Annotated in this window: 10 protein-coding genes; 4 read left to right on the top strand and 6 right to left on the bottom strand. The window is 74.3% G+C overall.

All coding sequences use genetic code 11. From position 1 onward, the window contains the following. Nucleotides 1–113: 113 nt before the first annotated feature. On the top strand, nt 114–506 hold the full coding sequence (dhaM, locus tag ABTY56_RS09810; protein ID WP_350627945.1) for a dihydroxyacetone kinase phosphoryl donor subunit DhaM: 393 nt from the start codon (nt 114–116) through the stop codon (nt 504–506). An 18-nt stretch (nt 507–524) separates the two neighbouring features. On the opposite strand, the gene ABTY56_RS09815 is transcribed toward dhaM, so the two are convergent. After that, nucleotides 525–2,237 (bottom strand): bifunctional 3'-5' exonuclease/DNA polymerase, encoded by a 1,713-nt coding sequence (locus ABTY56_RS09815; RefSeq protein WP_350627946.1) that lies wholly within the window; start codon nt 2,235–2,237, stop codon nt 525–527. Nucleotides 2,238–2,390: 153 nt separating this feature from the next. Here ABTY56_RS09815 and ABTY56_RS09820 point away from each other — a divergent pair, with 153 nt between their 5' ends. Then, nucleotides 2,391–4,415: a M3 family metallopeptidase gene (locus ABTY56_RS09820; protein ID WP_350627947.1), complete on the top strand. Its 2,025-nt coding sequence runs from the start codon at nt 2,391–2,393 to the stop codon at nt 4,413–4,415. Between the two features lie 7 nt (nt 4,416–4,422). On the opposite strand, the gene ABTY56_RS09825 is transcribed toward ABTY56_RS09820, so the two are convergent. Together ABTY56_RS09825 and ABTY56_RS09830 are read right to left on the bottom strand one after the other, a co-directional pair. Next, the gene (locus tag ABTY56_RS09825; protein ID WP_350627949.1) at nt 4,423–5,877 is read right to left on the bottom strand and encodes a cellulase family glycosylhydrolase; all 1,455 of its coding nucleotides are present in this window, start codon (nt 5,875–5,877) and stop codon (nt 4,423–4,425) included. A gap of 148 nt (nt 5,878–6,025) precedes the next feature. Further along, nucleotides 6,026–6,652, bottom strand: a complete 627-nt coding sequence (locus ABTY56_RS09830) for a TetR/AcrR family transcriptional regulator (protein ID WP_350627951.1) — start codon at nt 6,650–6,652, stop codon at nt 6,026–6,028. A gap of 145 nt (nt 6,653–6,797) precedes the next feature. Between ABTY56_RS09830 and ABTY56_RS09835 the strand changes: the two genes are divergently transcribed. Further along, on the top strand, nt 6,798–8,024 hold the full coding sequence (locus ABTY56_RS09835; protein ID WP_350627953.1) for an acyl-CoA dehydrogenase family protein: 1,227 nt from the start codon (nt 6,798–6,800) through the stop codon (nt 8,022–8,024). Nucleotides 8,025–8,134: 110 nt separating this feature from the next. Here the strand turns inward: ABTY56_RS09835 and ABTY56_RS09840 are convergent, their stop codons facing one another. Together ABTY56_RS09840 and ABTY56_RS09845 are read right to left on the bottom strand one after the other, a co-directional pair. Beyond that, complete coding sequence (locus ABTY56_RS09840) at nt 8,135–8,950, bottom strand: enoyl-CoA hydratase/isomerase family protein (RefSeq protein WP_350627955.1); 816 nt, start codon at nt 8,948–8,950, stop codon at nt 8,135–8,137. A gap of 35 nt (nt 8,951–8,985) precedes the next feature. After that, nucleotides 8,986–9,681 (bottom strand): TetR/AcrR family transcriptional regulator, encoded by a 696-nt coding sequence (locus ABTY56_RS09845; protein ID WP_350627956.1) that lies wholly within the window; start codon nt 9,679–9,681, stop codon nt 8,986–8,988. Nucleotides 9,682–9,852: 171 nt separating this feature from the next. Between ABTY56_RS09845 and ABTY56_RS09850 the strand changes: the two genes are divergently transcribed. Beyond that, entirely contained in the window at nt 9,853–11,367 is a 1,515-nt protein-coding gene (locus ABTY56_RS09850; protein WP_350627958.1) for an MFS transporter, read from the top strand. Between the two features lie 193 nt (nt 11,368–11,560). Here the strand turns inward: ABTY56_RS09850 and ABTY56_RS09855 are convergent, their stop codons facing one another. Continuing rightward, on the bottom strand, nt 11,561–12,109 hold the full coding sequence (locus tag ABTY56_RS09855; protein ID WP_350627959.1) for a GNAT family N-acetyltransferase: 549 nt from the start codon (nt 12,107–12,109) through the stop codon (nt 11,561–11,563). Nucleotides 12,110–12,149: the final 40 nt, after the last annotated feature.

Raw genomic sequence — 12,149 nt, forward strand, 5'->3', positions numbered from 1 at the left:
TCAACGCTGCTGACCCGACGCTACGCCAGACGGGGGTGATGGGCACGGGATGCGACACGCGCGTTTCCGGTCACCCTCCCGGAGCAGTGGGCGCGGCCCGTAGGGTCGTCGGCATGAGCGGAAACGTGGGCATCGTCCTGGTCTCGCACAGCGCCCGGCTCGCGGAGGGGCTGCGCGAGCTGCTCGCCGAACTCGCCCCGGACGGCGTGCGGGTGGTGGTCGCCGGCGGGACGGAGGACGGCGGGCTCGGCACCAGCTACGACCTGATCGCCGGGGCGATCGCGCAGGCGGACGGCGGGGCGGGCGTGGTCGTGCTGCCGGATCTCGGCAGCTCGGTGCTGACCGCCGTCACCGTCCTGGAGGACGAGCCGCGTCCGGGCGTGCGGCTGGTGGACGCGCCGTTCGTGGAGGGCGCGGTGGCCGCCGCCGTCACCGCCTCGGCCGGCGCGGGGCTGGCCGAGGTGGTCGCGGCGGCCGAGGACGCACGCTCCTTCCGGAAGCTGTAGGGGCACGAGCCGGCGGCGTCACTTCGCGTCGGCGTAGCAGTCCACCACCGCCGTGGTCAGCGGGAAGCGCACGGGGGTGTCGCCGAAGACCAGCCGGCGGGCCTCGTCGGCGGCCTCGGCGACGGCGGCGGCCACCTCGTCGGCGAGGTTGGCCGGGGTGTGCACCATCACTTCGTCGTGCTGGAAGAACACCAGGTGCGGGCGGTCCGCCGGGCCGGCCGCGGGCAGTTCGGCGAGCCGTCGGCGCAGCGCCGCGAGCAGGGCGAGGGCCCAGTCGGCGGCGCTGGCCTGGATGACGAAGTTGCGGGTGAAGCGGCCCCGGGCGCGGGCGGTGCGGCCGCCGGCCTCGCCCGCCGTGTCGGCTTCGGTCAGGTCGAGGAAGTCGGCGGAGGCCGGCGGGCAGACCCGGCCGAGCCGGGAGGCGACCACGCCGCCGTCCTCGCCGGTGCGGGCGGCGGCCTCGACGTAGCCCATCGCGGCCGGGTAGCGGCGGCGCAGGGTGTTCAGCAGCGGGCCGATGTCGCCGCTGGTCTGCCCGTACATGGCACCGAGCAGGCCGAGCTTCGCCTTCTCCCGGTCGCCCTGGAAGGCGGTGGCGGCGAGCGCCTCGTACAGGTCGCCGCCGGCCGCCGTGCGGGCCAGCCCGGCGTCCTGGGAGAGCGCGGCGAGCACCCGGGGCTCCAGCTGGGCGGCGTCGGCGACCACCAGCAGCCAGCCCGGGTCGGCGACCACGGCCCGGCGCAGGATGCGCGGGATCTGCAGGGCGCCGCCGCCGCGGCTGGCCCAGCGGCCGGAGACCACGCCGCCGACCACGTACTCGGGCCGGAAGCGGCCGCCGCGGGCCCAGGCGTCCTGCCAGGCCCAGCCGTGTGCGACGTGGATCCGGGCGAGCTCCTTGTAGCGGACGAGCAGCCGGGCGGCCGGGTGGTCGATGCCCTTGAGCTCCCAGGAGCGGGTGGAGCCGAGCGGGATGCCCGCGTCGGCGAAGGCGCGCAGCACCTGGGTGTGCGAGTCGGGGTTGAACGGTTTGGCGCCGAGGGCGTGCTGGAGCTCGACGGCGAGGTCGGCGAGCAGCCGGGGCTGGGTGCCGGGCACGGCGGGGCGGGGGCCGAGCAGTTCGGTCAGCAGCCGGTCGTGGACGTCGGTGCGCCAGGGCAGGCCGTCGTGTGCGATCTCCGCGGCCACCAGGGCGCCGGCCGACTCGGCGGCGACCAGCAGCCGGAACCGCTGCCGGGCGCCCGGCTCGGCGATCGCGGCGATCCGGCGCTGCTGTTCCGCGTGGACGGCGACCACGGCGGCCAGCGGGTCGGCGCCGGGGGGCAGTTGCAGCCGGTCGGGGGCGAACAGGGTGTCCTGGCCGTCGTCGGCGTCGGCCGGGCCTGGCTCGGCCAGGTCCGCCGGGACGGGCAGGCCGCGCAGCCGGCACCAGGCGGCGCCGAGCGAGCGCGGCGCGCCGAACCGGCCCTCGTGCGCCACCAGCAGCGCCTCGACCAGCCGCAGGTCGTGGCAGCGGGCGAGCCGGTCGGGCAGCCGCGCCAGCAGCGGGGCGTACGCGGAGTCGGCGGCGGCCCAGACCCAGCGGGTCTGCTCGGCGGCCTCCCGGGCGGCGACCGCGGCGGCGAGGTCGCGGACCGCCTCGGGCGGGCCGAGCGGGGCGCCCGCGTCGTCCAGCGGCTGGAGGCGGCCGCCGGGGCCGTGCGGGTCGGGCGCGAGGGCCGTCCTGGGTGCCACGGGGGCTGCTCCTCTCCGGCGCGCGGTCGGGCGTGCGGGTACGGGCACGGATGTGCGGGCTTACGGGTGTCCTGCGCTGACGTTAACGGGTGGGTACGACAACGGGCTCGGGCCGCATAGGCAGGGCGGGTGACACCGCGTATGGTCGGCGAAATGACCGAGAACCCGTTCTTCCAGCCCAGCACGCTGGACTACGAGCTGCCCCCCTTCGCGGAGATCCGGGAGGAGCACTACCTGCCCGCCTACGAGCGCGGGATGGCCGAGCAGCTGGCCGAGATCGCGGCGATCACCGCCGACCTGAGCCTGCCGACCTTCGAGAACACCCTGGTGGCCCTGGAGCGTTCCGGGGAGCTGCTGCGCCGGGTGGACGTGGTGTTCCGCAACCAGTCCTCCTCCGACACCACCGACCTGCTGGACGAGGTGGAGGCCAAGGTCAGCCCGCTGCTCGCCGCCCACCACGACGCTATCCACCTGGACCGCGCGCTGTTCGCCCGGATCGAGGCCCTGTACGGGAGCCGCACGGAGCTCGGCCTGGACCCGGAGTCGCTGCGCCTGCTGGAGCGCCGGTACACGGGCTTCGAGCGTTCCGGTGCCCGGCTGGGCGGGGCCGAGCAGGCCCGGCTGCGCGAGCTGAACGCCGAACTCGCCGCGCTGGGCACCACGTTCCAGCAGAACGTGAACGCGGAGACCCGGGCCAACGCGCTGGTCCTGGACTCCGCGGAGGAGCTGGCCGGGCTGTCCGAGGGCGCGATCGCCGGCGCCGCGGAGAACGCCCGGGTGCTCGGCCACGAGGGCGCGTACGTGCTGAGCCTGAAGAACACCTCCGGTCAGCCCGAACTCGCCCAGCTCACCGACCGCTCGGTGCGCGAGCGGCTGCTCGCCGCCTCGCTCGGCCGGGGCATCGAGGCCAACGGCCCGATCGCGATCCGGATGGCCGGGCTGCGCGCCGAGCGGGCCGCGCTGCTCGGGTACCCGAGCCACGCCGCGTACGTGGTGGCGGACGAGACGGCGGGCACGGTCGAGGCGGTCTCCGCCCTGCTGGCCCGGCTGGTCGGTCCGGCCGTGGCCAACGCCCGGCGGGAGGCCGCCGAGCTGGCCGCGGCGGCCGCCGCGGACGGGATCGGGGAGATCGCCGCGCACGACTGGGCCTACTACTCGGAGAAGGTCCGGCAGAGCTCCTTCCAGGTCGACGCGGCGGTGCTGCGCCCGTACTTCGAGCTGGAGCGGGTGCTGCGCGACGGTGTGTTCTTCGCGGCGAACCTGGCGTACGGCCTGAGCTTCACCGAGCGGCCGGACATGACGGCCCACCACCCGGACGCGCGGGTCTTCGAGGTGTTCGAGGAGGACGGCACCGCGCTGGGCCTGTTCATCGGCGACTTCCACGCCCGGGCGTCCAAGCGCGGCGGTGCCTGGATGGACTCGCTGGTCGAGCAGTCCGCGCTGACCGGGCAGCGTCCGGTGGTGCTGAACAACCTCAACATCCCGCTCCCGGCGCCCGGCGAGCCGGTGCTGATGTCCTGGGACGAGGTGCGCACGCTCTTCCACGAGTTCGGGCACGCGCTGCACGGGCTGTTCTCGGACGTGCGGTACCCGCTGTTCTCGGGCACCTCGGTGCCCCGGGACTTCGTGGAGTTCCCGTCGCAGGTCAACGAGATGTGGATGGTCCGGCCGGAGGTGCTGGCCAACTACGCCCGCCACCACGAGACCGGGGAGCCGCTGCCGGCCGGGCTGGTCGAGCGGATGACGGCGGCCGAGGGCTTCGGGCAGGGCTTCCGGACGGTGGAGTACCTGGCGGCCACGCTGCTGGACTGGGCCTGGCACACCGTGCCGCAGGGCGAGGAGATCGCCGACGCCGAGGAGTTCGAGTCCCGGGCGCTCGCGGCGGCCGGGGTCGGGGTGGACGCGATCCCGCCGCGCTACCGGACGGCGTACTTCCAGCACGTCTTCTCCAGCGGCTACAGCGCGGCGTACTACGCCTACATCTGGTCGGAGGTGCTGGACGCCGACACCGTGCAGTGGTTCGAGGGCAACGAGCGGCCGGTGCGGGAGAGCGGCGAGCTGTTCCGGCGCGAGCTGCTGGCGCGCGGGTTCAGCCGGGACCCGCTGGAGTCCTTCCGCGCGGTGGTCGGCCGGGCGCCGGAGACCGAGCCGCTGCTGGCCCGCCGGGGGCTGCTGTAACGCGGCCTCACCGGGCCGTGAGGGTGACCGTCACGGCGGTGCCCGGCCGGGCGTGCGGGAGCCGGATCCGTACGGCTCCCGCGTGTCCGTCCGCGGGCTGCTCGACCTCGACGCGGGCGTCGGCGGGGGAGACCGCGACGCTCGCGCCGTGCGGGAACGCGGCGGGCGGCAGGACGAGTTCGCTGCCGTTCCCGGTGCCGTCGGCGCTCCAGCGGACCGTGCCGCCGTCCGTGCGGACCCCGGTGCCGGCTACGGCGGCGGGGTACGGGCCGAAGGCGGGCTCGTCGCCGGGTGCGGGGTGCCCGGCCGGGTCGAGCGCGCAGTAGCCGCCGGTGCCCCGGCACCAGTACCACATCGTCCAGCCCTCGGCGAAGCCGTCCATCGCGGCGACCTGCCGGCGGACCAGCAGGCCGTTGCCCGGCGTGCGGGAGTTCGGCGGTCCCCACTCGCCGACCAGGACCGGCAGGCGGTGGGCGGCGGGGTAGGCGGTGATCGCGGCGGTGTACTGCTCGACGAAGCCGTCGGACGGGTCCCAGTCGGCGCCGTTCTCTACGGCGGTGGAGTAGAAGTGCGGCGCGTAGCCGAGCCGGGGTGCGCCGGGGCGGGGGTCGGTGAAGCCGGGCAGTCGCGTCGGCACGCCCTGGCCGACCAGGACCGTCGGTTCCACGAACAGCCAGGCGCGGGTGTCGGCCCGGCGCACGGCGGTGATCAGACGGCGGTACATGTCGGCCAGCCGGCCCTGTTCCAGGGCGGCGGAGGCGGCGGCCAGCACCGCCGGGTCGCTCGGGTCGCCGTCTACCGGGCCGAACGGCTCGTTGAACAGGTCGTACCCCAACAGCGAGCGGTGGCCGCGTAGTTCGCGGGCGAGCCGGGTGTCGAAGTCGGCCTGCCAGGCGCGCAGGTCGGGGTCGTCGTAGAGGTGGCGGAAGGCGGCCTGGACGGCGGGCTGGAAGTAGCCGGCGAACCAGTCGTCCGGGTCGGGGGTGAAGGGCAGGCCGTCGTCCCGGGTGGCCCAGACCGGGATGCCGTTGGTGCCGCCGCCGAACTTCGGTCCGTAGACGTCCTGGTGGAAGTCGACCAGGACGAGCAGGTTCAGGCGGTCGGCCCAGCCGAGGAGTTGCTGCAGGCGGTGCAGCTCGGCACCGTCGAGGTGGCCGCGCCGGGGCTCCAGCCTGGTCCAGGAGACCGGCAGCCGGACGAGCGTGAACCCCTGGGCGGCGATGGACCGGAGGTCGGCCTCGGTGGCCTCGGCGTACTTGTCGAGGTTGAAGCCGCGCAGCCCGAGCCGGCGGCCCCGGTCGTCGGTGAGGGCGGTGCGGCCCTCCGGGGACGTGGCCGTGCCGGTGGGGAAGCGCGCGGCCGTGGCGCCGGGAGTCGGACTCGGGGCGCCCTGGGCCGGGGCGGCGGTCAGTGCGGCGGTGGCGGCGAGCAGCAGGGCAACGGCGGTGCGGCGCAGGCGCATCGGGGACCTCGCACGGCGGGGGGTGGGGGCCCGATGATGCCCGTGCCGCCGCCCACCGCACAAGGGTCGTGCGCGACAAGGGTCGTGCGCGACAAGGGTCGTACGCGACAAGGCTCGTGTGTGAAAGGGGAGTTCGGCCGGCGGGAGGTCAGTCCGCGGCAGGCTCGGCCGGGGCGGTCGGCAGGACGGCGGTCGGCAGGTCCGCGGCGGCGGCCAGGCGGCCCCAGAGCAGGTCGGCCAGCGCCTGCACCATCCGGGTGCGCGAGCAGGGTTTGGTCTCCAGCCACCAGTCCCCGGCGGCCAGCACCATGCCGGTGATGCCCCGGCCCCAGGCCTCGGCGAGCAGGTCGCGGTCGGCGCCGAGGTCGACCTGGCTCTGCACGGCCCGGGTGATCTCCTCGGCGATCTGCCGGAGCGCGGGGGCGAGTGCGTTGCCGGCGCCGCTCGGGTCGCCCGGCTCGGGGTGGGTGAGCAGCCGGTAGACCTGGGGTCGGGCCTCGATCCCGGCGAGGTAGGTGTCCAGCACGTGCTCGACCCGGTCGCGGCGCTCCAGCGGCTCGGCGAGGGCGGCCCGGACGGCGGCCAGCAGGCCGCCGGTGTGCCGCTCGGTGAGGGCTCTGATCAGCCCGTTCCGGTCGCCGAAGTGCCGGTAGAGGATCGGCTTGGTGATGCCGGCCTCGGCGGCGATGGCGTTCATGCTGGCGGTGGGACCCTCGCGCTGGATGACCCGGTCGGCGGCGTTGAGCAGCTGCTCGCGGCGGGGCTCTCGGGACATGCGCTGCTCCTCGGAGGTGGGGGCTGACTCGGTATTGACACCGGTCACGGGCGTTGACACCGGTTACCAATCAGTAGCAGACTCCGACGATGTTACCCGAGGTAACACCCCGGTCGGCCGCACACGTCTTCGGAGGCAAGCACCCATGAGCAGCACGTTCTCGCTGGACCCGGGCGCGGACCAGCTCGCCGTACGCGACTGGCTGCACGGCTTCGCCGCCGACGTGATGCGCCCGGCCGCGGCCGAGTGGGACGAGCGCGAGGAGACCCCCTGGCCGATCATCCAGGAGGCCGCCAAGCTGGGCATCTACTCCCTGGACTTCTACGCCCAGCAGTACTTCGACCCCTCCGGCGTCGGCATCCCGATCGCGATGGAGGAGCTGTTCTGGGGCGACGCGGGCCTCGGGCTGTCCATCGTCGGCACCACCCTGGCCGCCGTCGCGGTGCTGGCCAACGGCACCGACGAGCAGATCGGCACCTGGACCCCGCAGATGTTCGGCACCCCCGACGACGTCAAGGTGGCCGCCTTCTGCTCCTCCGAGCCGGACGCCGGCTCCGACGTCTCCGCACTGCGCACCTGTGCGGTGTACGACGAGGCCAAGGACGAGTGGGTGCTCAACGGCACCAAGACCTGGGCCACCAACGGCGGGATCGCCGCCGTCCACGTGGTGGTCGCCACCGTCGACCCGGAGCTCGGCGCCAAGGGGCAGGCCTCCTTCGTCGTCCCGCCGGGCACGCCCGGGCTGAGCCAGGGCCAGAAGTTCAAGAAGCACGGCATCCGGGCCTCGCACACCGCCGAGGTGGTGCTGGACGGCGTCCGGGTGCCCGGCAGCTGCCTGCTCGGCGGCAAGGAGAAGCTGGACGAGCGGCTGGCCCGGGCCCGCGAGGGCGTCAAGCGCCCGGGCGGCCGGGGCAACGCGGCGATGGCGACCTTCGAGGCCTCCCGCCCGGCCGTCGGTGCGCAGGCGATCGGCATCGCCCGGGCCGCGTACGAGGTGGCGCTGGACTACGCGAAGACGCGCGAGCAGTTCGGCCGCCCGATCATCGACAACCAGGGTGTGGCCTTCCAGCTCGCCGACATGAAGACCCGGATCGACGCGGCCCGGCTGCTGGTGTGGCGGGCCTCCTGGATGGCGGTCAACAACCAGCCGTTCACCGCGGCCGAGGGCTCGATGTCCAAGCTGTACGCGGGCGAGACGGCCAAGTACGTCACCGCGCAGGCGATGCAGATCCTCGGCGGCAACGGCTTCACCCGGGAGTACCCGGTGGAGCGGATGCACCGGGACAGCGCGATCTACTCGATCTTCGAGGGCACCAGCGAGATCCAGCGGCTGGTGATCGCCCGGGCGATCTCGGGGATGCCGATCCGCTGAGCGGTGGGCGGCGGCCGACCGTCCCGCGCCGAACCCGTGGGGGGCTCGGCGCGGGACGGTCCGTCGTGACGGCTTCCCGGGGCTGCCGTCGTGACGGCTCCCCCCGGGGTTCAGAACCGGGGCGGGCGGCCCGCCAGGAACGCCGCGAGGCCCTCGTGGACGTCCGAGGCCTCGCGGGAGCGGCGCTCCCACGGCTCCAGCGCCTGCGCGGCCTGCTCCGGCGGGACGGACAGCGCGGCCTTGACGGCGCCGATGGTCTGCGGCGAGCGCTGCGTCAGCAGCCGGGCGAACTCCAGCGCGTTCCCGTCCAGTTCGGCGGCGGGGACGACCCGGTCGGCCAGGCCGATCACGGAGGTCCGCAGGCCCTGCACCAATTCGCCGGAGAACAGCAGGTACTTGGCCTGGGACGGGCCCACCAGCCGGGCCAGCCGCAGGGTCGGCACCGCCGGGTAGACCACGCCGAGCTTGGCCGGGGTGATGCCCATCCGCGCGTCGTTCGCGACGAACCGCAGGTCGCAGGCGACCGCCAACTGACAGCCGCCGCCGACGCACGCGCCGTGCACCACCGCGATCGTCGGGTGCGGGAAGGCTGCCAGGGCCTCCTCGGCGGCCACGTTGACGGCGTGGTAGTCGTCGGCGTGGTCCGGGTCGCCGTAGACCTCGGCGAGTTCGTCGATGTCCGCGCCCGCGCTGAAGGTGCCGGCGGCGCCGGTGACCAGCAGGACGCGGACGCCCGGCTGTTCGGCGATCCGGAACAGCAGCTTGGGCAGGGCCTGCCACATGGCCAGCGTGATCGCGTTGCGGCGCAGCGGGCGGGAGAACGTCAGTACCGCGACGCCGTCCTCACCGATGTGGGCGAGCAGGCCGTCGACGTCGGTGGGCAGCGGGGTGCGTCCCCGGGTGAGCAAGGGCTGGCCCTGGTCCATGCGTACCTCCGGATGATCGTGGTGCGCACACCTTCTCAGGGCGTGTCGGCGCAGTAGTCCCCGAGGCCCCGTTCGACCAGGGCGAAGGCGCGGTGGGTCGCGTCGAGCGCGGCGGGCAGGGCGTCCTCGGCGCGTTCGCCGGTCAGCATCCGGCGCTGGTTCTCGCCGGTCAGGGTCAGCCGGGCGGCCAGCAGTTGGGCGGCGGCGACCCTGGCGGTGAGCTCGTCGTGAGCCGGGTCCTGGGCGAGCAGTTCGGCGGCCAGCAAGGTTTGCGCCTTCTGGTCGAAGCCGGCGGTGGCGCGCATCAGCAGGGCCGGGGTCTGGTGGATCACCCGGACCGCGTTGAGCACGACCGGGTCGTCGCTCAGCCCGGTGGCCGGGTCGAACCGGCCCAGCGCGGCCAGGAAGTGCTCGCGCAGCGCCGCCACCGCCGAGGTGCCCGGGCCGCGCTCGCGCACCACCCGGGCCGGTTCGTCGAGGTGCTGCTCCATCGGGCTCATGACCAGGTCTTCCTTGGTGGGGAAGTAGTTGAAGACGGTCATCTTGGAGACGTCGGCGGCGGCCGCGATCTCCGCCACCGAGACCTGGTCGAAGCCCCGCTCGGCGAACAGCCCGACGGCGGTCCGCCAGAGCCGGATGCCGGTCTGGATCTTCTTGCGCTCACGCAGCGGGAGCGCGTCGAGGTCGAAGCCGTGATCGAGGCCGCGGCCGAAGCCGGAAGGGGACGCCATGGCCGAACTGTACCAGGAACAACGATTGATTCGGAACATAGATGTGCCTGGATGAAATATCGCCTGAGATCAAGGATTGACCGAGTCCAAAAATCCTGTCATGGTGGTGCCGTTCCCGCCGGACCGCACCGGCCCGGGACCGAACTCCGACGACCCTGGGGGGACTCGACGATGGCGCCCACCGCCCTGATGACACCGGTACAGCGCAAGCTGGGCATGCTGATCTGCCTGGTCACGATCGTGCTGGCCGTGCTCGACATGAACATCGTCTCGGCGGTGAGCGTGCCGATCGTCCGCGAGCTCGACCCCGTCCACGGCGTCGACCGACTGCCCTGGCTGGTCAGCGCGTTCGCCCTGGCCGCCACCGCGCTGCTGCCGCTCTACGGCAAGCTCTGCGACCTCTACGGCGCCAAGCGCGTACTGCTCGGCGCGGTCGGCGCCTTCCTGCTCGGCTCGGCGCTCTGCGGGGCCGCCCAGACGATGGAGCAGCTGATCGCCTTCCGGGCCGTCCAGGGCATCGGCGGCGGCGGACTGATGAGCGTCACCATGGTGGTCGTGGCCCACCTCAAGGACCCGGAGGACGCGGGCGGCGGCAGGGGCGGGGCGATGGGCGGGGTCGTCGCCGGCCTCGGCATGGCGATCGGCCCGCTGATCGGGGCGCTGTTCACCGACCACCTCAGCTGGCGCTGGATCTTCTACGTCAACCTGCCGCTCGGCCTGCTGGTCATGGTCGGCGCCGCCCTGGTGCTCAAGCTGCCGGCCTCGGCCGGGCGCCGCAGCCTGGACTTCCTCGGCGCGGCCCTCGCCGCCGCCTTCGCCACCGGGCTGCTGCTGGTCACCGAGTGGGGCGGCAAGGACTACGCCTGGACCTCCCCGGTGGTCCTCGGGCTGGCCGCCGCGACCCTGGCCGCGTTCGCGCTCTTCCTGTGGCGCCAGGCCACCGCGGCCGAGCCGGTGCTGCCGCTGTCGCTGTTCCGGATCCGCGCGGTGCGCCTCGGCTTCGCGATCCAGGGCCTGGTCGGGATGGCCATGACCGGCTCGATCGTCTACGTGATGATGTACCTGCAGATCGCCCGCGGCGTGGCCCCGACCTCGGCGAGCCTCTACCTCGTCCCGATGGCGGCCGGGATGACCGTGGTCGGCCTGCTGGTGGGCAAGCTGACCGCCCGCGGCCACCTGCCGCAGACCTTCCTGGTGGCAGGCGCCGGCCTCGCGGCGCTCGCCCTGCTCCTGCTCGGCCTCAGCGGGCCGACCACCGCGCTGTGGGTGGTGATGGCCGAACTCGCCCTGCTGGGATGCGGGTTGGGGCAGCTGATCGGCCAGCTGGTCATGCTGGTGCAGGAGGCCGCACCCGCCCACCAGCTCGGCGTCGCGACCACCGGGGTGCGCTTCTTCCAGACCCTCGGCAGCGCGCTCGGCGCGGCGCTGTTCGGCACCGTGCTGGCCCGGGTCTACGCGGCGGGCGAGCCCGGTGGGTCGTTCGGCGCGGTCCGTACCCTCGCCGGCGCCGCCCGCGATCACGCGCTGGGCAGCTTCACGGACGCCGTGGACGTGGTGTTCATGTCGGCCGGCGGGCTGCTGACGCTGGCGTTGCTGTTGGCGCTGCGGCTGCGGACGGCCGGGGGCGCGGGGGCCGGGTCGGTGGGGGAGCGTCCCGAGGAGCAGCGGCCGGTGCTCGCGGCCTGAGCGGCCGAGCGGCTTGGGTGGCCTGAGCGGCCGAGCGGCTTGGGTGGCCTGAGGGGCTCGATCGGCCCTAACGGCCGGGAGGCCCGGAACGACCCGGGGTGGCAGGGGCCCGGTGGACCGCAGGGGAGTCCACCGGGCCCCTTGCCGTGTCCGCTCCCGCCGTCCCGGCTCCGGGCCGGGTCCTGCCGGGTGCTCAGGCCCGGGCGGACCACTCGTGGGCCAGGATCGCCCAGATCTCCTTGTCGAGGCGGACCCCGTTGTGCAGGTACCACTCGCGCAGCACGCCGTCCCGCTTCATGCCGACCCGCTCGGCGACGGCGCGGCTGCGGGCGTTGACGGAGGTGCACCACCACTCGGCCCGGTGCAGGCCGCGGGTGACGAAGGCGTAGTCGAGCAGCTGTCCGACGGCGGCGGTGATCAGGCCGCCGCCCTGGCCGGCCGGCTCGGTCCAGGCGCCGATCTCGCAGACGCCGGACTTGGTGTCGAAGCTGACGAACATCACGCCGCCGACCAGCGTGCCGTCCCGCCAGATGCCGAAGATCCGCTTCTGGTCGGCGGCCTGGCCGTCGGCGTAGCGCTGCAGGGTGGCGCGGGCGGAGTCCAGGTCGGTGGAGAAGGTGGCCCAGGGGATCCACGGATCGGTGTGGGCGCGGGCCCGGTCGATGTGGGCCAGGAACTCGGGGGCCTGCCACGGTTCCAGCGGGCGCAGTTCGGCGTGGTCGGTGAGCTGTACGGCAAACACGGGCGGGCCTTTCGGGGGCGGTGCACGGGCTGGTCGGAAT

The sequence above is a fragment of the Kitasatospora sp. NPDC097691 genome, from assembly GCF_040302665.1.
Taxonomy (GTDB): domain Bacteria; phylum Actinomycetota; class Actinomycetes; order Streptomycetales; family Streptomycetaceae; genus Kitasatospora.

Excerpts from the sequence above, each read along its gene's own strand:
- dhaM (WP_350627945.1), top strand. The coding sequence starts at position 114 with ATGAGCGGAAACGTGGGCATCGTCCTGGTCTCGCACAGCGCCCGGCTC.
- ABTY56_RS09820 (WP_350627947.1), top strand. The coding sequence starts at position 2,391 with ATGACCGAGAACCCGTTCTTCCAGCCCAGCACGCTGGACTACGAGCTG.
- ABTY56_RS09825 (WP_350627949.1), bottom strand. The coding sequence starts at position 5,877 with ATGCGCCTGCGCCGCACCGCCGTTGCCCTGCTGCTCGCCGCCACCGCC.
- ABTY56_RS09830 (WP_350627951.1), bottom strand. The coding sequence starts at position 6,652 with ATGTCCCGAGAGCCCCGCCGCGAGCAGCTGCTCAACGCCGCCGACCGG.
- ABTY56_RS09835 (WP_350627953.1), top strand. The coding sequence starts at position 6,798 with ATGAGCAGCACGTTCTCGCTGGACCCGGGCGCGGACCAGCTCGCCGTA.
- ABTY56_RS09840 (WP_350627955.1), bottom strand. The coding sequence starts at position 8,950 with ATGGACCAGGGCCAGCCCTTGCTCACCCGGGGACGCACCCCGCTGCCC.
- ABTY56_RS09845 (WP_350627956.1), bottom strand. The coding sequence starts at position 9,681 with ATGGCGTCCCCTTCCGGCTTCGGCCGCGGCCTCGATCACGGCTTCGAC.
- ABTY56_RS09850 (WP_350627958.1), top strand. The coding sequence starts at position 9,853 with ATGGCGCCCACCGCCCTGATGACACCGGTACAGCGCAAGCTGGGCATG.